Source organism: Burkholderia sp. AU31652, from assembly GCF_002223155.1.
Lineage (GTDB): Bacteria > Pseudomonadota > Gammaproteobacteria > Burkholderiales > Burkholderiaceae > Burkholderia.
In genome coordinates this window covers 825478-848823 of record NZ_NKFG01000004.1, presented here as the reverse complement: position 1 = coordinate 848823, position 23346 = coordinate 825478, and the positions used below count along the sequence as shown (strand labels likewise).

At 69.4% G+C, this 23346-nt stretch carries 24 protein-coding genes; 14 read left to right on the top strand and 10 right to left on the bottom strand.

Features of this window, described 5'->3' with window-relative positions:
• Positions 1–173: 173 nt before the first annotated feature.
• The 3 genes from CFB40_RS16335 (at position 174) to CFB40_RS16325 (ending at position 3234) form a co-directional block, all read left to right on the top strand.
• The gene (locus tag CFB40_RS16335; protein WP_089426482.1) at positions 174–668 is read left to right on the top strand and encodes a peptide-binding protein; all 495 of its coding nucleotides are present in this window, start codon (positions 174–176) and stop codon (positions 666–668) included.
• 345 nt (positions 669–1013) lie between these two features.
• Positions 1014–2090 (top strand): porin, encoded by a 1077-nt coding sequence (locus CFB40_RS16330; RefSeq protein ID WP_089426481.1) that lies wholly within the window; start codon positions 1014–1016, stop codon positions 2088–2090.
• Positions 2091–2271: 181 nt separating this feature from the next.
• Entirely contained in the window at positions 2272–3234 is a 963-nt protein-coding gene (locus CFB40_RS16325; RefSeq protein WP_089426480.1) for a LysR family transcriptional regulator, read from the top strand.
• A 118-nt stretch (positions 3235–3352) separates the two neighbouring features.
• Here the strand turns inward: CFB40_RS16325 and CFB40_RS16320 are convergent, their stop codons facing one another.
• Positions 3353–4312: an NAD(P)H-dependent flavin oxidoreductase gene (locus tag CFB40_RS16320; protein WP_089426479.1), complete on the bottom strand. Its 960-nt coding sequence runs from the start codon at positions 4310–4312 to the stop codon at positions 3353–3355.
• A 266-nt stretch (positions 4313–4578) separates the two neighbouring features.
• Between CFB40_RS16320 and CFB40_RS16315 the strand changes: the two genes are divergently transcribed.
• Positions 4579–5475: an alpha/beta fold hydrolase gene (locus CFB40_RS16315; RefSeq protein WP_089426478.1), complete on the top strand. Its 897-nt coding sequence runs from the start codon at positions 4579–4581 to the stop codon at positions 5473–5475.
• A 55-nt stretch (positions 5476–5530) separates the two neighbouring features.
• Here CFB40_RS16315 and CFB40_RS16310 read toward each other — a convergent pair whose 3' ends face one another.
• On the bottom strand, positions 5531–6022 hold the full coding sequence (locus tag CFB40_RS16310; protein ID WP_011353413.1) for an Lrp/AsnC family transcriptional regulator: 492 nt from the start codon (positions 6020–6022) through the stop codon (positions 5531–5533).
• Between the two features lie 112 nt (positions 6023–6134).
• Here CFB40_RS16310 and CFB40_RS16305 point away from each other — a divergent pair, with 112 nt between their 5' ends.
• Positions 6135–7037 carry a DMT family transporter gene (locus CFB40_RS16305; protein ID WP_089431792.1) on the top strand — a complete coding sequence of 301 codons (903 nt, stop codon included), beginning with the start codon at positions 6135–6137 and terminating at the stop codon, positions 7035–7037.
• Between the two features lie 265 nt (positions 7038–7302).
• On the opposite strand, the gene CFB40_RS16300 is transcribed toward CFB40_RS16305, so the two are convergent.
• From CFB40_RS16300 to CFB40_RS16285, 4 genes are read right to left on the bottom strand one after another with little or no spacing between them, the layout of a single operon-like run.
• Complete coding sequence (locus tag CFB40_RS16300; RefSeq protein WP_089426476.1) at positions 7303–7515, bottom strand: DUF1289 domain-containing protein; 213 nt, start codon at positions 7513–7515, stop codon at positions 7303–7305.
• Positions 7512–8018 carry a YbaK/EbsC family protein gene (locus CFB40_RS16295; RefSeq protein WP_089426475.1) on the bottom strand — a complete coding sequence of 169 codons (507 nt, stop codon included), beginning with the start codon at positions 8016–8018 and terminating at the stop codon, positions 7512–7514. Before CFB40_RS16295 ends, CFB40_RS16300 begins: the two co-directional genes overlap by 4 nt.
• Positions 8019–8044: 26 nt before the next feature.
• A complete protein-coding gene (locus CFB40_RS16290) occupies positions 8045–8977 on the bottom strand; it encodes a hydroxymethylglutaryl-CoA lyase (RefSeq protein WP_089431791.1) in 933 nt (310 codons plus the stop codon).
• A gap of 26 nt (positions 8978–9003) precedes the next feature.
• A complete protein-coding gene (locus CFB40_RS16285) occupies positions 9004–9945 on the bottom strand; it encodes a 2-hydroxyacid dehydrogenase (RefSeq protein WP_089431790.1) in 942 nt (313 codons plus the stop codon).
• Positions 9946–10279: 334 nt separating this feature from the next.
• Between CFB40_RS16285 and CFB40_RS16280 the strand changes: the two genes are divergently transcribed.
• Positions 10280–10903 (top strand): RBBP9/YdeN family alpha/beta hydrolase, encoded by a 624-nt coding sequence (locus tag CFB40_RS16280; RefSeq protein ID WP_089431789.1) that lies wholly within the window; start codon positions 10280–10282, stop codon positions 10901–10903.
• 255 nt (positions 10904–11158) lie between these two features.
• Here CFB40_RS16280 and CFB40_RS16275 read toward each other — a convergent pair whose 3' ends face one another.
• Entirely contained in the window at positions 11159–11446 is a 288-nt protein-coding gene (locus tag CFB40_RS16275) for a hypothetical protein (RefSeq protein ID WP_089426471.1), read from the bottom strand.
• A 553-nt stretch (positions 11447–11999) separates the two neighbouring features.
• On the opposite strand from CFB40_RS16275, the gene CFB40_RS16265 reads away from it, so the two are divergent.
• From CFB40_RS16265 to CFB40_RS16255, 3 genes are read left to right on the top strand one after another with little or no spacing between them, the layout of a single operon-like run.
• Entirely contained in the window at positions 12000–12755 is a 756-nt protein-coding gene (locus CFB40_RS16265) for a (2Fe-2S)-binding protein (RefSeq protein WP_089431788.1), read from the top strand.
• 18 nt (positions 12756–12773) lie between these two features.
• Positions 12774–13775 (top strand): FAD binding domain-containing protein, encoded by a 1002-nt coding sequence (locus CFB40_RS16260; RefSeq protein ID WP_089431787.1) that lies wholly within the window; start codon positions 12774–12776, stop codon positions 13773–13775.
• Positions 13772–15997: a xanthine dehydrogenase family protein molybdopterin-binding subunit gene (locus CFB40_RS16255; RefSeq protein WP_089431786.1), complete on the top strand. Its 2226-nt coding sequence runs from the start codon at positions 13772–13774 to the stop codon at positions 15995–15997. The genes CFB40_RS16260 and CFB40_RS16255 overlap by 4 nt, the downstream gene beginning before the upstream one ends.
• Before the next feature lie 9 nt (positions 15998–16006).
• Here the strand turns inward: CFB40_RS16255 and CFB40_RS16250 are convergent, their stop codons facing one another.
• Positions 16007–16927 (bottom strand): LysR substrate-binding domain-containing protein, encoded by a 921-nt coding sequence (locus tag CFB40_RS16250; protein WP_089431785.1) that lies wholly within the window; start codon positions 16925–16927, stop codon positions 16007–16009.
• 112 nt (positions 16928–17039) lie between these two features.
• On the opposite strand from CFB40_RS16250, the gene CFB40_RS16245 reads away from it, so the two are divergent.
• Positions 17040–17678 (top strand): glutathione S-transferase family protein, encoded by a 639-nt coding sequence (locus CFB40_RS16245; protein WP_089426466.1) that lies wholly within the window; start codon positions 17040–17042, stop codon positions 17676–17678.
• A gap of 56 nt (positions 17679–17734) precedes the next feature.
• On the opposite strand, the gene CFB40_RS16240 is transcribed toward CFB40_RS16245, so the two are convergent.
• Positions 17735–19006, bottom strand: a complete 1272-nt coding sequence (locus tag CFB40_RS16240; RefSeq protein ID WP_089431784.1) for an MFS transporter — start codon at positions 19004–19006, stop codon at positions 17735–17737.
• Positions 19007–19112: 106 nt separating this feature from the next.
• On the opposite strand from CFB40_RS16240, the gene CFB40_RS16235 reads away from it, so the two are divergent.
• The 3 genes from CFB40_RS16235 (at position 19113) to CFB40_RS16225 (ending at position 20861) form a co-directional block, all read left to right on the top strand.
• The gene (locus tag CFB40_RS16235) at positions 19113–20156 is read left to right on the top strand and encodes a LysR substrate-binding domain-containing protein (RefSeq protein WP_089426464.1); all 1044 of its coding nucleotides are present in this window, start codon (positions 19113–19115) and stop codon (positions 20154–20156) included.
• 115 nt (positions 20157–20271) lie between these two features.
• Entirely contained in the window at positions 20272–20481 is a 210-nt protein-coding gene (locus CFB40_RS16230; protein ID WP_089426463.1) for a hypothetical protein, read from the top strand.
• Positions 20481–20861: a type II toxin-antitoxin system VapC family toxin gene (locus CFB40_RS16225; protein WP_089431783.1), complete on the top strand. Its 381-nt coding sequence runs from the start codon at positions 20481–20483 to the stop codon at positions 20859–20861. Before CFB40_RS16230 ends, CFB40_RS16225 begins: the two co-directional genes overlap by 1 nt.
• A gap of 56 nt (positions 20862–20917) precedes the next feature.
• On the opposite strand, the gene dapA is transcribed toward CFB40_RS16225, so the two are convergent.
• Positions 20918–21811 (bottom strand): 4-hydroxy-tetrahydrodipicolinate synthase, encoded by an 894-nt coding sequence (gene dapA, locus CFB40_RS16220; RefSeq protein ID WP_089431782.1) that lies wholly within the window; start codon positions 21809–21811, stop codon positions 20918–20920.
• Positions 21812–22264: 453 nt separating this feature from the next.
• Between dapA and CFB40_RS16210 the strand changes: the two genes are divergently transcribed.
• Positions 22265–23284, top strand: coding sequence for a sulfate ABC transporter substrate-binding protein (locus CFB40_RS16210; protein WP_069249019.1), 1020 nt, complete (start codon positions 22265–22267; stop codon positions 23282–23284).
• Positions 23285–23346: the final 62 nt, after the last annotated feature.

Genomic DNA, 23346 nt, shown 5'->3' with positions numbered 1-23346 from the left:
CTGTCGCGGTCGCGCCCGGAAGTGAAAAAACCTAGCAGTAACATGGTGTTACACCGATGCCGGCGACATAACACTTTTTGGCTCGACACGCTTTCGGCCCGCTCATAAATTACTGCTGAAAGCCTTGGGTCGGCCGAAAGGAGCCGGCGGCGGGCGTGGACAGGCACTGAACGATGACGGAACGGGTGAAACGGAAGATCGGACGATGGGTGGCAGGCGTGCTCGGCGCGCTGCTGTTGCCGCTCGCGCTCGCGCAACCGCCCCACGGCGGCGGTCATGCGTTCGGCGGCCACGGCTTCGGTGGCGGCGACATGCGCGCGTACGGCGCGTACGGTCAGCCGGCTGGTGGTGGGCCCGTCTGGCGCCGCGCGGCGCCCCTGGCCGGTGCACGCGCCGGCGGCGTGAACGGCTACGGCTCCCGCTGGGGGCTGCGGCCGACGCCGTCGTATGGCCATTACGCCGCGCAAAGCCCGTATCGTCCGATCAGCGCCGACGTGCGCCAGGTGCCGCGCCCGCCGGGCGGCGGCAACGTGCCGCTGCGTGCCGGTTCGATCCGCGCCGACGTCGCGCGCTACAACGAGGAGCGCGGCGGACGTCCGATGCCGCCGCCCCGCTCGCAGGAAGAGCCTGCGCACTCGCCGTCTTTCTCCCCGTTCTACCGAAACTGAGCGCCCGCGCGCTCGTCCCTCCGCCGGCTGATGCGAATTCGCCACAGTCGCGCACAGATTTCCGCTGATTTTCCCGTCGCATTGCGCTATCTTTCGCGCCCGGCTCGCGTGTGCCCCGCTGCCGTCCCGCCGCGCGACCGCGTTCGTGCGGGGCCGCCGGCAGGTGCCCGGCCATGTATCCATTCCGCGAAGTTAATGCTGGCGCTATACCAGCAATAAGTGTGCGCAATTTTGGCCGGACGAATGATCCGTAAAGATGGCTGCGCCCCATACGACGCAAGCACTCGGCTCCATAAAACAACGCTCGCGCCACTTATCGACAATTCGACAAAATCTGGAGATCCAATGAAAGCATTCGCTCGCCGTGCGTCGCGCACGTCCGTCAAGCTGATCGCCGCGGCCGCCTGCGTGGCGGCTACCGCCCCCGTCCATGCACAGTCGAGCGTGTCGCTCTACGGGCAGGTCGACGAATGGGTCGGCGCAACCAAGTTCCCGGGCGGCAACCGCGCATGGAACGTGAGCGGCGGCGGGATGTCGACGTCGTACTGGGGCCTGCACGGCGCCGAGGATCTCGGTAACGGCTACAAGGCGATCTTCACGCTGGAAAGCTTCTTCCGCGCCCAGAACGGCCAGTTCGGCCGCTTCCAGGGCGACACGTTCTTCGCACGCAACGCCTACGTCGGCATCGATTCGCCGTACGGCACGGTGACGGCCGGCCGCCTGACGACGCACCTGTTCCTGTCGACGATCCTGTTCAACCCGTTCTACGACTCGTACACCTTCTCGCCGATGGTGTATCACGTGTTCCTCGGCCTTGGCACGTTCCCGACCTACCCGAGCGACCAGGGTGCCGTCGGCGATTCGGGCTGGAACAACGCGCTGTCGTACACGTCGCCTTCGTTCGGTGGCCTGAATTTCGGCGCGATGTACGCACTCGGCAACCAGGCCGGCGACAACGGCTCGAAGAAGTGGAGCGCGCAGTTCAACTATGCGAACGGTCCGTTCGCGGCGACCGCGGTCTACCAGTACGTGAACTTCAACAACGGCCCGCGTGACCTGAGCGCGCTGGTGGCCGGCATGAAGAGCCAGGGCATCGCGCAAGTCGGGGCGACCTACGACCTGAAATACGTGAAGCTGTTCGGCCAGTACATGTATACGAAGAATGACCAGGTCGCGGGCAGCTGGCATGTGAACACCGCGCAGGGCGGCGTGTCGGTGCCGCTCGGCGTGGGCAACGCGATGGCGTCGTACGCGTACTCGCGCGATTCGGGCGGCCTCGACCAGACGCGCCAGACCTGGGCCGTCGGCTACGACTATCCGCTGTCCAAGCGCACGGACGTCTACGCCGCGTACATGAACGACCACATCAGCGGCCTGTCGACCGGCAACACGTTCGGCGCCGGCATCCGCGCGAAGTTCTGACGCGCACGCGCGGCCGGCGTGCCGGACGCGGGTGAAAAGCGCGTCCGGACTGCATGTTTTCCCGCCAAAAACGGCGCTGCGACCCCGCGGCGCCGTTTTGCCTTTCTTGACCTTTCTGTTTCCCCGCCTTTGTTACCCTATCTCGTAATTGGACCATTCCCCGTCATTACGAGCTAGTTCGATGGATACCCTCGTCAGCATGAATGTGTTTCGCTACGTCGTCGAAGTGGGCAGCTTCGTCGGCGCGGCCGAGCGCATGCAGATGTCGGCTGCGATGGCGAGCAAGCACGTGATGCATCTCGAGCAGCAGCTCGGTGCGCGGCTGCTGCATCGCACGACACGACGCGTCGCCCCTACCGAGGCGGGACGCGAATACTATGAGCGCCTCGTGCAGGCGCTGTCCGAACTCGACGAAGCCGGGCAGGCCGTCGGCGCCGCGAGCGTGGTGCCGCAAGGCCGGCTGCGCGTCACGTCGCTATCGGCGTTCGGGCTGCGGCACGTGATGCAGGCCGTCACCGACTATGCGGGCCGGTTCCCGGACGTGACCGTCGACATGACGCTGTCCGATCGCGTGGTCGACCTGATCGAGGAAGGCTACGACGTCGCGGTGCGCGCGGCGCCGAACGGATTGAAATCGTCGTCGCTGGTCGCACGTCAGATCGCGACCGCGCACATCCTGCTGGTCGCGTCGCCCGAGTATCTCGAGAAGCACGGCACGCCCGCGACGATCGGCGATCTCGCGCACCACAACTACCTGCGGCGCGACTCGAATTCGACGATGCTCGACGCGCTGGTGATCGACGCGGCCGCCGCGTCGCGCGTGAACCTCAACGGCAACCTGATCGTGAATCATCTCGAAGGGCTGCGTGCGGCCGTGCTCGCGGGCGCGGGCATCGCGCTGCTCGGCACCGAGGTGGTCGGCGACGACATCGAGTCCGGCCGGCTCGTGCCGGTGCTGCTCGATGCGGTGCCGCCGCACGAGGCGCCGATCTACGCGGTCTACGCGAGCCGTCGTCACGTATCCGCGAAGGTGCGTTCGTTCGTCGACTTCCTGGCGGCGCGTTTCGAAGGGCAGTCGCTGTGCCCGTCGATCGAATCGCGCCTGCGCGTGATGCCGATCACGCGGATGAAGCGCGCGGTCTGAGCCGCCGTGTGTCCCGCTACAGCGGGGCAATGAAAAAGCGCGAACCGCTGCGGTTCGCGCTTTTTGTTTTGTCCGCCGGCATGCGCGCCGGCGGCGGCCGCGAGGGCCGCCGCACCCGTCAGCGCGGAATGCCGAGTCGCGCCTTCGCGTCGTCGTATTCGCGCTTCAGGCGCTCGACGAGCGCGCCCACGCTCGGCAGGTCGTCCATCAGGCCGACGCCCTGGCCGGCGCCCCAGATGTCTTTCCACGCCTTCGTCTTGTCGCTGCCGAAATTCATCTTGGTCTTGTCGGATTCCGGCAGCGCCTCCGGATCGAGGCCGGCCTTCTCGATGCTCTCGCGAATGTAGTTGCCGTGCACGCCCGTGAAGAGGTTCGTGTAGATGATGTCCGACGATTTCGCGTTCACGATCGCGTGCTTGTAGTCGTCGATCGCGTGCGCTTCCTGCGTCGCGATGAAGCGCGTGCCCATGTACGCGAAGTCGGCGCCCATCGCCTGCGCCGCGAGGATCGAGCCGCCGTTCGCGATCGCGCCGGACAGCACGATCGGGCCGTCGAAGATCTTGCGGACTTCGCCGACGAGCGCGAACGGCGACGTCGTGCCCGCATGGCCGCCTGCACCGGCCGCGACGAGGATCAGCCCGTCGACGCCGGCTTCGAGCGCCTTCTGCGCGTGACGCAGGTTGATCACGTCGTGCAGCACGATGCCGCCGTAGCTGTGCACCGCGTCGACGATCTCGCGCGCCGGTGCGCGCAGGCTCGTGATGAAGATCGGCACCTTGTGCTCGACGCACACGCGCACGTCGTGCTCGAGCCGCGCATTCGACTGGTGGACGATCTGGTTGACCGCGATCGGGCCGATCACCGCGCCGGGATTTTTTGCCTGGTGATCGGCGAGATCGGACTGGATCTGCGTGAGCCACTCGTCGAGCAGTTCGGCCGGGCGGGCGTTGAGCGCGGGGAACGAACCGACGATGCCCGCCTTGCATTGCGCGAGCACGAGTTCGGGGTAGCTGACGATGAACATCGGCGATGCGATGACGGGCAGCGTCAGGTTCTGCAGGACGGTGGGCAATGCCATGTGATGTCTCCAGTCTCCAGGGGCGCCCGCGCGGTCGCGCCGGCGCCATGCTTTGCGGTCGAACGGTGATTCGAGTGTAGCGGCGAAACGATGTCGTCCTTATTAATACGAACGATCGTGCGATTCTACGCGAGCTTAACAAAATGCGCGGTGTGCCGGCAATCGAGTGAGTGTTCTCTTTCTACGGATTCTGGCTGTTGCGCCGCTGTGCTGACGCGCAAGCGCTCCTAAAATAGCCGCCATAACAAACCAACGAGAAATAAACCATGTCGTTTGAGGCGTTTGCACCGTTTCGCGTGACGGTGCAGGACACCGACATCTTCGGTGTCAAAGGAGGCGCGGGTCCGCCGCTCCTGTTGCTGCACGGACATCCGCAAACCCACATGATCTGGCATCGCGTTGCGGCGACGCTCGCGAATCATTTCACGGTGATCGCCACCGACCTGCGCGGGTACGGCGCGTCGGGCAAGCCGCCGAGCGACGCGCAGCACGTGCCGTATTCGAAACGGGCGATGGCGGCCGACCAGGTCGCCGTGATGCGGCATTTCGGCTTCGAGCACTTCCATGTGTGCGCGCACGATCGCGGCGCGCGGGTCGCGCACCGGCTCGCGCTCGATCATCCGGACGCCGTCGAGCGGATGATGCTGCTCGACATCGCACCGACGCTCGCGATGTACGAGAAAACCGATCGCGCGTTCGCGACCGCATATTTCCACTGGTTCTTCCTGATCCAGCCGGAGCCGTTGCCCGAGACGCTGGTCGGTGCGCATACCGATGCGTACATCGAGCGCGTGATGGGCAACCGGTCCGCCGGGCTGGCGCCGTTCGCGCCCGAGGCGCTCGCCGCGTACCGGGCCGCGCTCGCGCAGCCGGGCGCCGTGCATGCGATGTGCGAGGACTACCGCGCGTCCGCGACGATCGATCTCGAGCACGACCGTGCGGATCTCGAGCGCGGCAACAAGGTCGCGTGTCCGCTGCGCGTGCTGTGGGGCGAGAACGGGATCGTCGGCCGCTGCTTCGATCCGCTCGACGAATGGCGCCGTGTCGCGCGCGACGTCAGCGGCCGCGCGCTCGAGTGCGGGCACTACATTCCGGAAGAGGCGCCCGTCGCGCTGATCGACGAACTGCTGGCGTTCTTCGAGGCGCGCGACGCGGCTGCATGACCGCACCGGCGGGCACGCGTGCGCACGCGGGCGGCGCGGCCGCGTACCGGCTCGTTCAGCGGTGCGCGCCGTCGTCCTCGACGAGCGGCGGCAGCCGGCGCGGCACCGGCGTCGACTTCACGATCGCGGTGCTCGTCTCGGCGCGCTCCGTCACTTTCGACAGGATGTCGTCGAGGTGCGCGATCGTGCGCAGGTAGAGCCGGCAGATGAAGCAGTCGTCGCCGGTCACCTTGTCGCACTCCACGAATTCGGGAATCCGCCGCAGCATCTCTTCGACGAGATGCAGCTGGCCGGGCAGCGGCTTCACGCGAACGATCGCCTGCAGCGTGTAGCCGAGCGCGCGCGGGTCGAGCTCGACGGTGAACGCGGCGATCACGCCTTGCGCCTCGAGCCGCCGCACGCGGTCGGCGGTCGCGGGCGCCGACAGCCCGATCTGCCGGGCGAGTTCGCTGGTGGCGATGCGCGCGTCGTCGGCCAGCGCCGCGAGGATCGCGCGGTCGGTCGCGTCGAGCGACGCGACGGCGGGCGGGGAAAGGCGTTTCGGCATGATCACTTTGCTTTCGAAGGTGAATCGGTCGATTCACTTCAGTTTAGCCGTGGTTGCCGCGAAAGCAAGTTTCTAGAATCGAAGTCATCCACTCTTCTGAACGGAGTTCACGATGGCTTCGAATGAAATTCGCCGCGGCGCCGCCGAGATGGTCGTCGCGATGATGATGTCCGGCACGATCGGCTGGCTCGTGATGTCGTCGCAGCAGCCGCTGACGAACGTCGTGTTCTTCCGCTGCCTGTTCGGCGCCGCGACGCTCGCGATCGTCTGCGCGGCGTTCGGGTTCCTGCGCCGTGCACTGTTCTCGCCGCGGATGCTCGCGCTGGCGACCCTCGGCAGCGTCGCGATCGTCGCGAACTGGCTGCTGCTGTTCGCCGCCTATTCGCGCGCGTCGATCTCGATGGCGACCGCCGTCTACAACACGCAGCCGTTCATGCTCGTCGCACTCGGCGCGATCGTGTTCCGCGAGCGGATCACCGCGTCCACCGTCGCGTGGCTCGCGCTCGCCTTCGTCGGGCTCGTCGCCGTGGTGCGCGTCGAGCCGGCCGTGCTCGCGGTGCCGGGCGAATACCTGGAAGGCGTCGCGCTGTCGCTCGGCGCGGCGTTCCTGTATGCGATCTCGTCGATCGTCACGAAGCACCTGAAGGGCACGCCGCCGCATCTGCTCGCGCTGCTGCAGGCCGGCCTCGGGGTCCTGCTGCTCGCGCCGTTCGCGCACTTCGGCACGTTGCCGGCGACCGCCGGGCAGTGGCTCGACCTCGTCGTGCTCGGCGTCGTGAACACCGGTCTGATGTATGTGCTGCTGTACGGCGCGATCCAGAAGCTGCCGACCGCGATGACCGGCGCGCTGTCGTTCGTCTATCCGGTCGTCGCGATCGTCGTCGATCACGTCGCGTTCGGGCAGACGCTCGCGTGGACGCAGGTGGTCGGCGCGCTGCTGATCCTGCTCGCGGCGGCCGGCGTGAATCTCGGCTGGCGCATCGTGCCGGCCCGTCGTACGGCCGTCGGCCACTGAAACGGTCGTGCGATTCGGCGAGCCGCTACGGGGCAGCGCAGCCGCTCGTCGAATGCGTATTTCGGGCGCGTGTATTGCGGAGACGGCGTGTGCGTGACGAGCAAAAGTCGTGCGCGCGCACGCGTCCGAGACGCTGTAAGAAGTTGTAGGGAAACACCCGATGCGATGCGGCCGCGTCGCTCGTATGATGCGGGCTGTGACGTTGATCACGTTCACAGGATTCCGATCTCGATGCCGTTCGCCTGTCAGGTTGAACGGCTTTTTTTTATGCGCCGCTTCTCGCCAGCAGACGCCGCCGCGCATCGAGCCGCGCGAGCAACGCGCGCCGCGCGTCGTCGTCCGACGCGCGCCATCCCTTGATCTCGCCGCGCGTGCGCAGGCAGCCCGCGCACCAGTCGGTGCGCGGATCGATTCGGCATACGTCGGTGCACGGCGACGCGACCGTGCCGACCGGCACCGTCACCGGCACGTCGCTCATGCGGGCTCCCGCAACGCGACGTCCGCGACCGGCGCGCCCGTCAGCGACACGAGTTCGTTCGGCGACAGGTTGAACACCGCGTGCGGATGGCCGGCGGCCGCCCACAGGCTGTCGAGCTCGAGCAGGTCGGCGTCGATCAGCGTGACGGGTTCGACGAGATGACCGATCGGGCACACGCCGCCGATCGCATAGCCGGTGTGGTCGCGCACGAACTTCGCGTCCGCGCGGCCAACCGCGCCGACTTGCGCGGCGACCTTCTTCTCGTCGACACGATTCACGCCGCTGGCGACCACGAGCACCGGCGCGCCGTCCGACTGGCGGCGAAACAGGATCGACTTCGCGATCTGCGCAACCGAGCAGCCGAGCCCGGCCGCGGCTTCGGCCGAGGTCTTGCCGGTTTCGGCGAGCATCACGATGCCTTTCGCATGGCCACGCTCGCGCAGCAGCAGCGCGACGCGTCGCGCGGAGTCGGGGAGGGAATCGAATGAAGCAGGTGTCGTCATGTTGAGGAATCCATCGAATACCGGGGTCATACGCAGTTCGCGGCGTCGGCCGCGCTCTGCGCCTTGGCGAGCAGGGCGCGACCGGCGCGCGACACGTTCGCGCGGCCGATCGCGTTCGAGATGAAGTCGCCGGCGGCGACGACCTGCGCGAGGTCGATGCCGGTGTCGATGCCGAGGCCCTGCATCAGGTACAGCACGTCCTCGGTCGCGACGTTGCCGGTCGCGCCCTTCGCGTACGGGCAGCCGCCGAGGCCGGCGACCGACGCGTGGAAGATCTCGATCCCTTCGAACAGCGCCGCGTAGATGTTCGCGAGCGCCTGGCCGTAGGTGTCGTGGAAGTGGCCCGACAGGCGTTCGCGCGGGAACACGCGCGTGACGGCCGCGAGCACTTCGCGCGTGCGCTTCGGCGTGCCGACGCCGATCGTGTCGGCGATGTCGATCTCGTCGCAGCCGAGCGCCGCGAAGCGCTCGACGACGTCGACGACCGATGCGACCGGCACGTCGCCCTGGTACGGGCAGCCGAGCGTGCACGACACGCTGCCGCGCAGCCGCAGGCCCGCATCCTTCGCCGCCTTCGCGACCGGCTCGAAGCGCGCGATGCTCTCGGCGATGCTGCAGTTGATGTTCCGCTGCGAGAACGCCTCGCTCGCCGCGCCGAAGATCACGACTTCGTCCGCGCGCGCCGCGACCGCATGCTCGAAGCCCTTCAGGTTCGGCGTGAGCACCGAGTACACGGTGCCCGCGCGGCGCTCGATGCCGGCCATCACGTCGGCGCCGTCGGCCATCTGCGGCACCCATTTCGGCGACACGAACGACGCGGCCTCGACGTTGCGGAAGCCGGCGTGCGACAGGCGGTCGACGAGCGCGATCTTCACGTCGGTCGGCACGAAGGTCTTCTCGTTCTGCAGCCCGTCGCGCGGGCCGACTTCGACGATCTTGACGGCGGTGGGGAACGTCATGGTTGTCTCCTGGTGTGCTTGTAGGTTCAGTAGCCGCGTGCGTAGTCGACGATGCCGCCGATGCGCTCGCCGCGCTCCAGTGCGCGGATCTTGCCGGCGATCTGGGCGATGGCTTCGTCGCGCAATGTCTCGGCCGAGCTGTGCGGCGTGATCGTGATGCGCGGCGCGTGCCAGAACGGATGGTCTTCCGGCAGCGGCTCGCGGTGGAACACGTCGAGCGTCGCGGCGGCGATCTGGCCGCTCGCGAGCGCGTCGAGCAGGTCGGCTTCGACGAGATGCGCGCCGCGCGCGACGTTGACGACATACGCGCCGGGCGCGAGCCGTGCGAACGTGCGCGACGCCAGGATGCCGTCGGTGTCGGGCGTGCTCGGCAGCAGGTTGACGAGCATCTTCGCGCCGTCGATGCACGCATCGAATGCGCCGTCGCCCGCGAAGGTCGTCACGCCGTCGAGCTGCTTCGCGCTGCGGCTGTAGCCGCGCACGGGCAGGCCGAGCGCGGCGAGCGCGCGCGCGACCTGCGCGCCGAGCACGCCGAGGCCGAGCACGGCGACGATGAAGCTGGCGCGCGCATGCGGTTCGAGCGGTTGCCAGCGGCGCTCGCGCTGCAGCACTTCGTATTCGTCGAAGCGGCGCAGGTAGCGCAGCACCGCGTGCGTCACGTATTCGACCATCTGCTGCGCCATGCCCGAATCTTCCAGCCGCACGAGCGGCACGTGCGGCGGCAGCGTGCCCGGATGCGCGTGCTCGAGCGCGAGCAGCGCGTCGACGCCGGCGCCGAGGTTGAAGATCGCGCGCAGGCCGTCGCGCGGGGCGAAGAATTCGCGCGGCGCGCGCCAGACGAGCGCGTAGTCGGCGGCGGCCGTGTCGCCCGGCTGCCACGCGCGCAGTTCGGCTTCCGGCAGCGCATGCGCGATCTGGTCGCGCCACGCGGCGGCTTCCTGCTGCGGGGAATGGAACAGGATCTTCATTGGATGACGGCGCGCGCGCCGGCGAGGCGCGTCACGGGAACGGCGAGCGGGGCCGGGCGCGGCGCGCCGGCGGGCGTAGCGGACATCGGGCGTCTCCTGACGACCGGGCGCCCGGCGCGTCGGCGCCCGGCCCCGGTTCCGTGTGAAGCTGACGGGAAGCCCACATTCTACGGTTTCGCGGCGCATCGCGCGCCGGTGCGCGAGGCGGGCGGACGCCCGGATGGCCTGCCCCCGGATGGCCGGCCCCCGCAAAAGCAAAGCACAAAATATTGGTTCGGCCGCCGCGGACGCCGCGCCACAATCGAATCCCGTCTTCAAGCAAGCGAGGGCAATCATGCGCGCATGCAGCAAATCGGCGTGGCCGCCGCGGCTCGTCACCGTTCCGGGCCTGCACGGCAGCGAAGGCGCTCACTGGCAGACCTGGCTCGAACGGCAGTTCCCGCGCTCGCTGCGCGTCGATCAGGACGACTGGGATGCGCCCGATCTCGCGCGCTGGGCGCAATCGGTGCGCGCATTGCTCGACCGCGAACGCGGCCCGTTCGTGCTGGCCGCGCACAGCTTCGGCTGCCTCGCGGCCGCGCATGCGCTCGGGCAGTGGCCGCATACGGGCGATGTCGCGGGCGTGTTGCTCGTCGCGCCCGCCAGTCCGAAGAAATTCACGTTTGCCGGGCCGTTCGACGCGCGCCGGCTCGCCGTGCCGTCGATCGTGATCGGCAGCGAAACCGATCCGTGGATGCCGCTCGGCGACGCGCGCACGCTCGCGCAGCACCTGGGCAGCGCGTTCGTGAACCTCGGCGACGCCGGGCACATCAACACCGCGGCCGGCTTCGGGCCGTGGCCGCGCGCGAAGTACTTCATCGATACGCTCGTCCATTGCGCGGCACCGCTGCGCTTTCGCGACGCGGACGACGGCTTCGAAACCGCGCTCGTCGACCGCGCGCTCGCGCACGCGGTCTGACGGGCGGGCGGCGCGGCGCGTGCCGCGCGGCGGCTGTCGCGGCATCGCGTGCCGTTGCGCGTGCGGCGCACGCACGGGCCTGACGCCGGCCGGGGCCGGATCGCTCGGCCGGCCGGGCTCGGCGTGGCCCGCGAGGTGGCGCGACGCCATGCTGTTTGCGCCGCCGCCGACCGTGACGTCATGTCAGCGACGCCTCCCAACGAATGCCCACCGCTCTCCCCGAGCGGGTCCGACTCATTTCACGTAGTGGCGGGATCAGCCCGGCGACGACGCGGCCGCGCTGGAGGCGGCTGCATTCGCGGCGGGCTTCGCATCGTCGTCGTCATCGGGCGGGTAGTGCACGACGGGCGGCGCGAGCGGCGCGGCATCGGACGCGGCGGTATTCGCGCTCGCGTCACTGTTGAACGCGCCGGCGGCGCCGCTCGATGCGCCGCCGGCCTGCTGCGCGGCGTCGGTCGCGTTGGCGTCGTGCGGCGCGTCGTCGCTGCAGGCGGCGACGAAAACGGCGGCACATAGAACGACGGCGACGAAAACGCGACGCATGACTTCTCTCCTGGCAGGCTGATCGGGAAACGTTTTCGAGTATGCCGCCGCGATGCGACGTTTCGGTGAATCGTTTGCGATGCGAGTGTGATCGCGACATGTTTTCGTCAGGCCGACGGAACGCCTTCGCGGCGATCCGCCGGCACGCGTGGCGGAATTTTCCAGCAGAGACGGATGCTGCGCGCATTTACACGGCGCGCCACGACGCGACCCGGCCACGGCGACGCAAGCGCCGTGTGCGCCGCGGCACATGCACCCGGCAACTTGCGACCGATGTGTGGCCGGATGCGCCGGAAAACCGGGCGTTATTGCCGCTTCGTCAGCGAACGGCCAGCCGCGCGCCAGCGTGGTGTCATGAAGGCAGGGTCAGCGGCAACGTGTTCCGTCTGCCGCCCGTGCCGCGCCGCGCACGGGTGACTGACGCGACACATCGGCGTTGCCCCGCCGTTTCGCGGCACCGGAATTGCTCGTTGCCGATGGGCGTGCCGCCCGCGCCGCCATCCGGGCACGGGCAGCACATCTGCGTCCATCGACCATTGAGCGAGCAGAAGCCATGTCCAGCGATCGATCCGATTCTCCGTCTGCCGAACCGGCGCGCGATGCCGCCCCGTCGCCGCTCGGGCCCGGCCATTCAGCGGCGCCGCGGTTGCCGCACGACACGCCGTCCAGTGCCGCGCGGCGCCGCTTCCTGCAATCCGCGGCGGCGGCCGCGACCGTCAGCGCCGCATCGCACGTTCATCCGCCGCCGTCGTACGCGGCATCCGCGCCGGCCGCGCCCCGCCGCGATCCGGTGCCGGCGCAGCCCGTGCGTCTCGACATCAACGGGCGCGCGTACACGCTGCAGCTCGAACCGCGCGTCACGCTGCTCGACGCACTGCGCGAATACGCCGGGCTCACGGGCACGAAGAAGGGCTGCGATCGCGGGCAGTGCGGCGCGTGCACGGTGCTCGTCGACGGGCGGCGCATCAACGCATGCCTGACGCTCGCGGTGATGCACGAAGGCGCACGAATCACGACCGTCGAAGGGCTGGCGCGCGGCGGCGTGCTGAGCCCGGTGCAGCGCGCATTCGTCGAATGCGATGCGTTCCAGTGCGGCTACTGCACGTCCGGCCAGCTCTGCTCGGCGACCGCGCTGCTCGACGAGTTCGCGGCGGGGGCCGGGAGCGCCGCCACCGACGACGTGCGGCGCCGTCCCGCGCAGCTGTCGGACGACGAGATCCGCGAGCGCATGAGCGGCAACCTGTGCCGCTGCGGCGCGTACCCGAACATCGTCGCCGCCGTGCGCGCCGCGCACGCGGCGCGCGGCTAGCCGACGGAGGGCACCACAATGGAAGCGATCTCCTACGAACGCGCGACCGACGTCGCCGGCGCCGTGCGCGCGGCGCAGCGGCCCGGCGCCGCCTTCATCGGCGGCGGCACGAACCTGCTGGACCTGATGAAGGGCGGCGTCGCGCGGCCCGTCACGCTCATCGACATCACGCACATCGCGGGCCTCGATACGGTCGAGGCGCTGCCCGGCGGCGGCGTGCGCATCGGCGCGCTCGTGCGCAACAGCGATGCGGCCGATCATCCGCGCCTGCGCGCCGACTATCCGCTGCTGTCGCAGGCGCTGCTCGCCGGCGCGTCCGCGCAATTGCGCAACATGGCGACCGTCGGCGGCAACCTGATGCAGCGCACGCGCTGCCCGTATTTCTACGATCCCGCGTTCGCGCAGTGCAACAAGCGCGAGCCGGGCAGCGGCTGCGCGGCGCTCGGCGGCCACAACCGGATGCACGCGATCCTCGGCGCCAGCTCCCAGTGCGTGGCGGTGAACCCGTCGGACATGAGCGTCGCGCTCGCCGCGCTCGACGCCGTCGTGCAGGTGAGCGGCCCGCGCGGCGCGCGGCAGATTCCGATCGCATCGTTTCACCGCTTGCCGGGCGATCGTCCCGACCTCGACACGGCGCTCGAGCCGGGCGAGCTGATCACCGCGGTGGACTTGCCGCCGCCGCGCTTCGCCGACCATGCGCACTATCTGAAAGTACGCGATCGCGCGAGCTACGCGTTCGCGCTGGTGTCGGTCGCGGCTGCGCTGCGGATGGACGGCCCGCGCGTCGCCGATGCGCGGATCGCGCTCGGCGGCGTCGCGCACAAGCCGTTGCGTGCGATGGAGGCGGAAGCGCATCTCGTGGGCCGCACGCCGACCGACGCGACGCTGCGCGAGGCGGCCGCGCTGGCGTTGCGCGACGCGCGGCCGCTCGACGGTAATGGCTTCAAGGTCGCGCTCGCGCAGCGGGCGATCGTCCGTGCGGTCGAAACGGCAGCCGCCACGACGGGAGGTGCCGCATGAACACGATGACGGGACAGCCGCTGGACCGTGTCGACGGCGTGCTCAAGGTGACGGGGGGCGCACACTACGCGGCCGAATTCTCCGATGCGCGGCTCGCGCACGCGGTGCTCGTGACGAGCACGATCGCAGCCGGGCGCATCGAGTCGATCGATGCGGCGCGCGCCCGCGCGATGCCGGGCGTGCTGATCGTGATCACGCACGAGAATGCGATGCGGCTGCCCAACGGCGGCCGGCCGCCGCTGTCGCCGCCCGCCGGGCGCCGACTCACGTTGCTGCAGGACGACACGGTGCGCTACAGCAACGAACCCGTCGTGGTCGTCGTCGCCGAAACGCTCGAGCAGGCGACCGACGCCGCGCATGCCGTGCAGGTGCGCTATCGCGCGAGCGATGCCGTGGCGGATTTCGCGCAGGCGTTGCGCTGCGCGCGCGTGCCGCCGAAGCAGCAGGGCCGCCCGATGGATACGCAGCGCGGCGACGTCGATGCGGGCCTGCGCGAAGGCGCGGTGCGCATCGACGCGACCTATACGACGCCGATGCAGCATCACAACCCCATCGAGCCGCATGCGACGATGGCGCGCTGGGACGGCCCGACGCTCACGCTGCACGATGCGACACAGGGCGTGTCGGGCGCGAGCACGGCGGTGGCCGCGGTCTTCGGCATCGCGCCGGACCACGTGCGCGTGATTTCACCGTTCCTCGGCGGCGGCTTCGGCTGCAAGGGTTCGTCGTGGTCGCACGTGTCGTTGTGCGCGATGGCCGCGAAGCAGGTCGGGCGCCCGGTTCGTCTCGCGCTGACGCGGCCGCAGATGTTCGGCCCGGTCGGCGGGCGGCCGTTCACCGAACAGCGCATCGTGATGGCCGCCCGCCAGGATGGCACGTTGACGGCGATGCGCCACGACACGATTGCCACCACGTCGACGTTCGAGGACTGGATGGAGATGTGCGGGATGCCGTCGCGGATCATGTACGCGGTGCCGAACCACGCGACCACGCACCGGATCGTGTCGCTGAACGTCGGCACGCCGACGTTCATGCGCGCGCCCGGCGAGGCGTCGGGCTCGTTCGCGCTGGAATCGGCGATGGACGAGCTCGCGTGGCAACTCGGCATGGACCCGGTCGCGCTGCGGCTCGCGAATTACGCGGCGGTCGATCCGCAGGACGGCAAGCCGTGGTCGAGCAACAAGCTGCGCGAATGCTACGAGCTCGGCGCGCGGCGCTTCGGCTGGTCGCGCCGCACCGGCGCGCCGCGCACGATGCGCGACGGCGACACGCTGATCGGCCTCGGGATGGCGGCCGCCACGTATCCGGCGAACCGCAGCGAAGCGTCGGCGCGGGCGCGCATCTTGCCGGACGGCACGGCCGAAGTCGCGTCGGGCACGCAGGACATCGGCACCGGAACCTACACGGTGATGACGCAGGTCGCGGCCGATGCGCTCGGTTTCTCGCCGCAGAACGTGCGCTTCGTGCTCGGCGATTCCAGCCTGCCGCGTGCGCCGGTATCGGGCGGCTCGCAGTCAGCGGCGAGCGTGGCGCCGGCCGTGCGCGAGGCCGCGCTGCAGGCGCGCGCGAAGCTGGTCGCGCTGGCGGTCGCCGCCCCCGGATCGCCGCTGCACGGCGTCGCGGCCGACGACGTGACGGTCGACAACGGCTGGGTCGTGCATCGCGACGACCCTTCGCGGCGCGATCCGGCCGCGGCGGTGATCGCGCGCGCGGGCGGTCAGCCGATCGACGTGCAGGCGACGACGAAGCCGGGCGACGAGAAGTCGCGCTATGCGTCTCATTCCTTCGGCGCGGTGTTTGCCGAAGTGCACGTCGATGCGGAACTCGGCACGATTCGCGTACCGCGCATCGTCGGCGTCTACAGCGTCGGCAGCCTGCTCAACGCGAAAACGGCACGCAGCCAGTTGATCGGCGGGATGGTGTGGGGGCTCGGCACCGCGCTCGAGGAAGACTCGCATCTCGACGTGCGGCACGGCCGCTTCACGAACGCGAATCTCGCTGAATATCACGTGCCCGTGAACGCGGACATCGGCGAGCTGGACGTGAGTTTCGTCGACGAAAGCGACACGCATTTCAATCCGCTCGGCATTCGCGGCATCGGCGAGATCGGCATCACCGGCGTGCCGGCCGCGATCGCCAATGCGGTCTTTCACGCGACCGGCGTGCGGGTGCGCGATCTGCCGATCACGCTCGACAAGGTGGCGATGCCGATGCGGGCGTGAGCGCCGGCGTCAGCGCCGCGGCGTCCTGCGCCGCACCTCGCTGCGCAGCCAGTCGAGCCACGTGCGGATCGCCGCTTCGTGAGGATGGCCGGGGCGCCACACGACGTAGTGCGCATACACGTCGGTCACGCGCACCGTCGACACGCGCACGAGCGTGCCGTTCGCGAGTTCGGGCTCGATCAGCGAGCGGCGCGCGAGGGCGACGCCGCGCCCCTTCAGCGTCGCGTCGATCAGCGCATTCGGATCGGTGAAGCGCGGCGCGCGCGCGGATTCGGTGAGGTCGAGCCGCGCGGCCTGGAGCCACGGTTCCCACGGCTGCGCGGGATGGCGCAGCAGCGTCGCGCGCACGAGATCGGCCGGCGCGCGCGGCGCGACGCCGTCGCGATTGCGGTACGCGGGGCTCGCGACCGGAAAGATCGTCTCGTTCATCAGCTTCTCGGCGACGACGCCCGGCCACGTGCCGGGCCCGTAGCGCAGCGCGACGTCGATGCGGTCGCGCTTGTGCAGCGGCGCCAGCGCCACGTCCGGGTGCAGCGCGATCGCGATGTGCGGATGCGCGGCCGCGAAGCGCGGCAGGCGCGGCGCGAGCCAGCGCTCGGCGACGCTCGGCAGCACGCTGACGTTCAGCGTGACGTCGCAGGTGCGCGGGCGACTGCGCACGGCGAGTGCCGGCTCGAACGCGCGCTCGAGCACGCTGAGGCCCTGGCGTACCTGCAGGGCGAGCGCGTGCGCGGCGTGCGTCGGCGTCGCACCGTTGCGCTCGCGCGTGAAGAGCGGATAGCCGAGCTGCGCCTCGAGCGCGCGGATGTGCTGGCTGACGGCGCCTTGCGTGAGCGCGAGTTCATCGGCCGCACGCGTGAAGCTCTGCAGCCGCACGGCGGTCTCGAACGCGCGCAGCGTCTGCAGCGGAGGAAGGTGGATGCGTCGCATGCGGGTATTAGTAACACTAATGTCCGAGCACGACAATTCATCGTTTGCGGCGGGCGGGCACGCGTTCCTACACTCGGTTCCGTCTTCCACAGCCTCGTCGGGCCCCACCACCATGAACGCCTATCGTCTCTATCTATCGCCGGGCGCCTGCTCGCTTGCCGCCCACATCGCACTGGAGGAAACCGGCGCGCCGTTCGACGTCGAGATCGTCTCCGTGCAGAAGCAGCAGAACCTCGAGGCGCGCTATCTCGCGATCAACGCGAAGGCGCGCGTGCCGGTGCTCGCGATCCCGGGCGAGCCGCACGTGCTGACCGAAACGCCGGCGATCCTCACGTATCTCGCGCGCCGTTATCCCGAGGCGCAGCTGCTGCCGTTCGGCGATCCGCTGCGCGAGGCACGGTGCCACGAATGGCTCGCCTGGCTGGTCGGCTGGGTGCATGGCGTCGGCTACGGCGCGCTGTGGCGGCCGGGCCGTTTCATCGGTGATCCGGCCCTGCATGGCGAGGTCAGCGCGCACGGCCGACGCACGATCGAAGCCGCGAACGAGGCGATCGAAGCCGCGCTCGCCGATGGCCGCACGTGGGCCGAGCCGGGCGCGCATTCGATCGTCGATCCGTTCCTGTTCGTGCTGTATCGCTGGGGCGTCGCGATCGGGCTCGACATGACGCGGCATGCGGCTTGGACTGCCCACGCGCAGCGCGAGGCCGAGCGGCCCGCGTCGCGGCGTGCGTTGGCGCGCGAGGCGGCCTGACGGATCGCGCGGGCGTCGTGGCGTGCGCGGCGACGCCCGCGGGAGACGTGCGGCTGCTATTTCGCGGCGAACAGCGGATAGGTTGCGCCGGCGACCAGCGCGGCCGCGAGCCACACGACACTCCACGAACTGACTGCGAGCAGCGGTGGAATCGCGAGTGGCGTCGCGAACAGCCCGAGGTAGACGATGGTATTGGCCATTCCGAGTGCGGTGCCCGCCTGATTCGCGCCCGCGAGCGTCGCGAGCTCCGTGTACGCGACGCCGTGCCACGCGGACACGCAGATGCCGGCGAAGACGAGAATCGCGACGATCGCGGCGAGCGGCACGTGCGCATGGCCAGCCGTCGCGGCTGCGAGCAGCGCGAACGAGCCGGCCGCGACGAACACCGATCCGCGCAGATACGCGCGCCGGTTGCCGTGCCGGTCGGTATGACGGCCGCTCCACACGCGCATCACCATCGCGCCCAGCTGCAGCGTGACCATCGCCGCACTGATGCCGGCGAGGCCGAGCCGGCCGAAGTCGTGCAGGAACACCGTCGCGAACGTGAGCACCGCGAACTGCGGCGCGCACAGCAGGCCGATGCCGAGCACGATGCGCCACACGGGGCCGCTCGCGAGCGGGTTGCGCCCCTGCCGCGCGGACGGCTGCCGCTCGACGAGGCGAGGCGTGGCCGGGTGCGTCACGGCCGGCTCGGCCGGCGGCTCGTGCAGCCAGCGCCAGGTGAGCGCGGCCGAACCTGCACACAGCAGCATCAGCGCGCCGAATACCGCGGCGAAGCCGATATGCGATGCGAGCGACGGCAGCAGCGCCGCGCCGATGCCGCCGCCGAGCGGCACGGCCGTCTGGCGGATGCTCATCGCGAGCCCGCGTTCACGCTCGCCGAACCAGCGCATCACCGCGCGCCCGCTCGACCCGTTCACGCTGCCGCCGAGCAGGCCGACGCAGCACATCGCCGCGACGACGCGCATCAGCGGCGGCACGCCGTGCGCGCTCGGGACGATCGTGCACACCATCAGCGCGAACATCGCGGCCGTGGCGACGAGCCCGGCGAGCAGCACGCGGCGGTCGCCGAAGCGGTCGGCGGCCATTCCCCACGGCAGCTCGGACAGCGCGACGCCGAAGCCGAGCGCGCCGAGCACGAGGCCGAGTGCGCCGTTGTCGAGGTGATAGGCCGTGCGCATCCACACGGCCGTGGTCGGAATGCCGGCCGCCGCGGCCGAAAAGCTCATGTTCGCGGCGACGCCGGCCGCCAGCACGCGCCAGCGATGAGCCGCGCCGCGCACGTCGCGGGCGGGCGAGGAGGGGGAAGCGATGCACGAGGTATCCATGACGGCAGGCCCGGTTGGAAATTGACATCCACAGTCTGGCGACCTACATTCATCCTGAAAATCGGAAAGTTTTTGATGAATCGCTCGATAAAACAGGATGGTTGAGATGTCCGGACAAGACATTCCACGCGACGACGGCGAGTCGCTTGCGCTGGCCCGACCCAACTTCGACGTGGCGGCGCTGCGCAGCCTCGTCGCCGGGGTGGATCTCGGCAGTTTTGCGAAGGCGGCCGACCGCGTTGCGCGCTCGTCGTCGGCGGTGAGCGCGCAGATCCGCAAGCTCGAGGAGCAGGCCGGCACGCCGCTGTTCGTGAAGGCCGGGCGCGGGCTGGCGCTGACCGACGCCGGCGACGCGATGCTGCGCTATGCGCGGCGGATGATCGAGCTGAACGACGAGGCGGCCGCGGCCGTGCGCGGCATGAATCTCGACGGCTGGGTGCGCGTCGGGCTGCAGGAGGATTTCGGCGAGGCGATTCTGCCCGACGTGCTCGGGCGGTTCGCGCGTGCGCATCCGAAGGTGCGGATCGAGGCGCGCGTGGCGCGCAATGCCGACTTGCTCGACCGGCTCGACGCGAACCAGCTCGATCTCGCGCTGGTGTGGGGAGACCCGGCGTCGGCGGCGCTGGTGGCGCGCGCGGGGATCGATAGCGAAGCGATCGCGCAGGTGCCGATGCAGTGGGTGGGGGCGGCGGGCTTGGCCGCGGGCGGCTTCGGCATGCCGGGCGGCGGTGCCGAGGAGGGGATGGACGGCGGCGCGGTCGAAACGGGCGATCGTGCGGGGCGGGAGCCCGGCGAGCCGCTGCCGCTCGTCGTGTTCGACCGGCCGTGCCGGTTCTTCGGCGCGGCGACCGGCGCGCTCGATCGCGCGGGCGTGCCGTGGCGCGTTGCGTTCACGACCCCCAGTCTCGCCGGGCTATGGGCCGCGGCAGCGGCCGGCCTCGGGCTGACGGTGCGCTCGCAGTACGGGCTGCCCGCGTCGGTGCGCGTGCTCGATGCGGCTTCGAGCGGGCTGCCGGCCCTGCCGAGTTTGCCGCTGATTTTGCTGCGGCGGACGTCGTCGGCGACGCCGACCGTCGATCGGCTCGCGCGGATCGTGAAGCAGGCCGTGCGGGATGCGACGGAGGGGACGGGGGTGGCGCTGGCGGCGTGACGAAACGCTCGATTGCCGCTGCGGGTTGCAATTGGGCAGCCCCTCTGCCGATCGGTCGAATGGATCGATCAGGTGAACCTCTCTACAGTGATGATCACTTGAAACGGAGGTCATCATGCAAAACGCGAATACGCCCGGCACCAATGCGGTCGATCCGGCCCAAAGGGCAGATGCCACGATCCGCGGTGACGGGACGTCAACTGATCGACTCGTGCCCGGCGATCCGCCTGTTCGGTTCGGTGTCCTGCAAGGGCAGGCGTGGATCGCGGACGACTTCGATGCTCCGCTGCCCGATTACCTGCTGGATGCCTTCGAAGGGCGCTGATGCGGCTGTTGCTCGATACGCACATCTTTCTGTGGATCGTGACCAATGACCCCAGGCTGAGCGCAAGGGCGCGCCGCCTGATCTCGGCCGCCGACGTACGTTTCGTCAGCAGCGCGAGTATCTGGGAGGACGCCATCAAGGCCGGCCTGGGGCAGCTCGATATCGACGTCGGCAAGCTGATCCGAGCGATCGGCTCGAGCGGGATTCGCGAGCTACCGGTTCGGGCCGCGCATGGGGCCGCGGTCCGTGATCTGCCGCACCACCATCGTGATCCATTCGATCGCTTGCTGGTCGCACAGGCCCGTCACGAGCCGCTTCAGCTCGTGACGGCCGATGCCCATCTTGCGCGGTATGACCGGTCTCTCGTTCTGACAGTTTGAAGCAATCTGTCGGGGCGAAATCCATCGGTCGGCTGCACGTCATGTGGCGTCGCGGTTCATGCTGCCGCGACGTCCGGCTCGATTTCGTCCAGTTCCGCACAAATGGCCGCCAGCCGCTCTCTCAACCCTTCACTCGCCGGCACGAACGGCAGCCGCAACCCGTCCTCGCACCACCCTTGCGCGGCCAGCACGGCCTTCACCGGCGCCGGGTTCGGCTCCGCGAACAGCGCCGCGACGAGCGGCTGCAGCGCGACCGACAGGCGCCGCGCATCGGCGAGCCGGCCGTCGCGCAGCAGCGCATGGATGCGCACATGCCATTCGGGCAGCACGTGCGCGCTGCTCGCGATCGCGCCGTGCGCACCGGCGCACATCGCCGCGAAGTTCTGGTTGTCGTCGCCGGACAGGATCGCGAGCGGCGTGTCGTGCACGAGCCGGCTCATCCGGTCGAGCGTGCCGCCGCATTCCTTGATGCCCGCGACGCGCGCGTCGCGCGCGAGCGCCTGCAGCGTGTCCAGTTCGACGTTCACGCCGGTGCGGTACGGGATGTTGTAGACGAGCACCGGCAGGTCGGCCGCGTCGACGATCGCCTCGACGTGGCGGCGGATGCCGTCCTGCGTCGGCCGCACATAGACGGGCGGCGTGACGAGCAGCCCGTCGGGCCGCAGCGCCGCGAGTTCGCGCGCACGGGCGGCCGCGAAATGCGTCGCACTCGCGGTCAGCCCGACGACGATCGGCAGGCCGGGCGCCGCGTCGCGCAGCGTCGCAAACACGGCGTCCTGTTCGCGCGCGTCGAGCAGCACGCCTTCACCGGTCGTCGCGCCGGCGACGAAGCCCGCGAGGCCCGCGGCCGCATAGTGGCGCGCGAGTCGCGCGAGCGCGGCATGGTCGACGTCGCCGTGGTGGAACGGCGTGATGATCGGCAGCCAGATACCTTCGAAACGTGTGTTCATGCAAAGCCTCAGGGTGGAAACGGAGTGGGAAGGAACCGTTCCGCCGGCGGAGAGCCGGAGTGAGGCGTGCGAGCAAGGAGAAAGAAACGACCTGCGGGCATCCCGTCCGGCATTCGCCTGACGGGACGCGACGTCCCCGTCAGTCGAGGAGTCGTTTTTTCAGTTTCAGCCCGGCCGCGCGCGCACCTGCCGCGACGGCGGCGAGGATCGGAAGCGAGCGCAGGGCAGCGGACATGGGAGAACCGGGAAAATGGGCTGAGCGGCGATCTTAACATCGGATCCGATCCGCACGCGAGCGCCCGCCGCCGTTTAGCAGAATTCGAGATTTGCTTTCCACGACTGATTGGAAAGCGCGCCGCGCCCGGCCGCTAGAATGCCCGCTTACGTTTCGATGACAGCGCGTACGCGTGCCGTCACGCACATTCACCACCACTGGAAACGGGGCATATCACGATGGCAAGCATGAAGGGGATCGGCCGCTGGCTGCACACGGGCGCAGCGGCGGCGCTGGTCGTGGCGGCAACGGCCGCGCACGCGGATACGTCGATCCTGAACGTGTCGTACGACGTGACGCGCGAACTGTACAAGGACATCAACGCGGGTTTTGCCGCTGCCTACAAGCAGAAGACCGGCGAGACGGTCGCGATCAAGCAGTCGCACGGCGCGTCGAGCGCGCAGGCGCTGTCGGTGCTGCAAGGGCTGCAGGCCGACGTCGTGACGATGAACCAGCCGAACGACATCGACCTGCTCGCCGAGCGCGGCCAGCTGCTGCCGAAGGACTGGCGCGCGCGTTTCCCGGACAACAGCTCGCCGTACTCGACCACGATGGTGTTCCTGGTGCGCAAGGGCAACCCGAAGGCGATCAAGGACTGGAGCGATCTCGCGAAGCCGGGTGTCCAGGTGATCATCGCAAACCCGAAGACGTCGGGCAACGGCCGCTATGCGTATCTGGCCGCGTGGGGCTTCCAGAAGCAGAAGGGCGCGACCGACCAGCAGGCGATCGACTTCGAGAAGGCGATCTTCCGCAACGTGCCGGTGCTCGACTCCGGCGGCCGCGGCGCGACGACGACGTTCACGCAGCGTGGCATCGGCGACGTGCTGGTCACGTTCGAGAACGAAGTCGCGCTGATGGACACCGGCGCATCGGGCGCGCAGTTCGACGCGGTGTATCCGTCGGCGAGCATCCTCGCGGAGCCGCCCGTCGCCGTCGTCGACAAGGTCGTCGACAAGAAGGGCACGCGCAAGGTCGCGCAGGCGTATCTCGACTACCTGTACACGCCGGAAGCGCAGGAAATCATCGCGCAACACCATCTGCGCCCGCGCGACGCGAACGTGCTGAAGAAGCATGCGGCCGAATTCAAGTCGCTGAAGACGTTCAGCGTCGAGCAGGTCTTCGGCAGCTGGGCGAACGCGCAGAAGACACACTTCGCGGACGGCGGCACGTTCGACCAGGTGATCGTCGACCGCAAGTGAGCACCGCGCGCAAGTGAGCACCGCTCGCTTGCCCATACGCTGAAGACGCAGCCGGCCGTTTC

Excerpts from the sequence above, each read along its gene's own strand:
- CFB40_RS16335 (WP_089426482.1), top strand. The coding sequence starts at position 174 with ATGACGGAACGGGTGAAACGGAAGATCGGACGATGGGTGGCAGGCGTG.
- CFB40_RS16330 (WP_089426481.1), top strand. The coding sequence starts at position 1,014 with ATGAAAGCATTCGCTCGCCGTGCGTCGCGCACGTCCGTCAAGCTGATC.
- CFB40_RS16325 (WP_089426480.1), top strand. The coding sequence starts at position 2,272 with ATGGATACCCTCGTCAGCATGAATGTGTTTCGCTACGTCGTCGAAGTG.
- CFB40_RS16320 (WP_089426479.1), bottom strand. The coding sequence starts at position 4,312 with ATGGCATTGCCCACCGTCCTGCAGAACCTGACGCTGCCCGTCATCGCA.
- CFB40_RS16315 (WP_089426478.1), top strand. The coding sequence starts at position 4,579 with ATGTCGTTTGAGGCGTTTGCACCGTTTCGCGTGACGGTGCAGGACACC.
- CFB40_RS16310 (WP_011353413.1), bottom strand. The coding sequence starts at position 6,022 with ATGCCGAAACGCCTTTCCCCGCCCGCCGTCGCGTCGCTCGACGCGACC.
- CFB40_RS16305 (WP_089431792.1), top strand. The coding sequence starts at position 6,135 with ATGGCTTCGAATGAAATTCGCCGCGGCGCCGCCGAGATGGTCGTCGCG.
- CFB40_RS16300 (WP_089426476.1), bottom strand. The coding sequence starts at position 7,515 with ATGAGCGACGTGCCGGTGACGGTGCCGGTCGGCACGGTCGCGTCGCCG.
- CFB40_RS16295 (WP_089426475.1), bottom strand. The coding sequence starts at position 8,018 with ATGACGACACCTGCTTCATTCGATTCCCTCCCCGACTCCGCGCGACGC.
- CFB40_RS16290 (WP_089431791.1), bottom strand. The coding sequence starts at position 8,977 with ATGACGTTCCCCACCGCCGTCAAGATCGTCGAAGTCGGCCCGCGCGAC.
- CFB40_RS16285 (WP_089431790.1), bottom strand. The coding sequence starts at position 9,945 with ATGAAGATCCTGTTCCATTCCCCGCAGCAGGAAGCCGCCGCGTGGCGC.
- CFB40_RS16280 (WP_089431789.1), top strand. The coding sequence starts at position 10,280 with ATGCGCGCATGCAGCAAATCGGCGTGGCCGCCGCGGCTCGTCACCGTT.
- CFB40_RS16275 (WP_089426471.1), bottom strand. The coding sequence starts at position 11,446 with ATGCGTCGCGTTTTCGTCGCCGTCGTTCTATGTGCCGCCGTTTTCGTC.
- CFB40_RS16265 (WP_089431788.1), top strand. The coding sequence starts at position 12,000 with ATGTCCAGCGATCGATCCGATTCTCCGTCTGCCGAACCGGCGCGCGAT.
- CFB40_RS16260 (WP_089431787.1), top strand. The coding sequence starts at position 12,774 with ATGGAAGCGATCTCCTACGAACGCGCGACCGACGTCGCCGGCGCCGTG.
- CFB40_RS16255 (WP_089431786.1), top strand. The coding sequence starts at position 13,772 with ATGAACACGATGACGGGACAGCCGCTGGACCGTGTCGACGGCGTGCTC.
- CFB40_RS16250 (WP_089431785.1), bottom strand. The coding sequence starts at position 16,927 with ATGCGACGCATCCACCTTCCTCCGCTGCAGACGCTGCGCGCGTTCGAG.
- CFB40_RS16245 (WP_089426466.1), top strand. The coding sequence starts at position 17,040 with ATGAACGCCTATCGTCTCTATCTATCGCCGGGCGCCTGCTCGCTTGCC.
- CFB40_RS16240 (WP_089431784.1), bottom strand. The coding sequence starts at position 19,006 with ATGGATACCTCGTGCATCGCTTCCCCCTCCTCGCCCGCCCGCGACGTG.
- CFB40_RS16235 (WP_089426464.1), top strand. The coding sequence starts at position 19,113 with ATGTCCGGACAAGACATTCCACGCGACGACGGCGAGTCGCTTGCGCTG.
- CFB40_RS16230 (WP_089426463.1), top strand. The coding sequence starts at position 20,272 with ATGCAAAACGCGAATACGCCCGGCACCAATGCGGTCGATCCGGCCCAA.
- CFB40_RS16225 (WP_089431783.1), top strand. The coding sequence starts at position 20,481 with ATGCGGCTGTTGCTCGATACGCACATCTTTCTGTGGATCGTGACCAAT.
- dapA (WP_089431782.1), bottom strand. The coding sequence starts at position 21,811 with ATGAACACACGTTTCGAAGGTATCTGGCTGCCGATCATCACGCCGTTC.
- CFB40_RS16210 (WP_069249019.1), top strand. The coding sequence starts at position 22,265 with ATGGCAAGCATGAAGGGGATCGGCCGCTGGCTGCACACGGGCGCAGCG.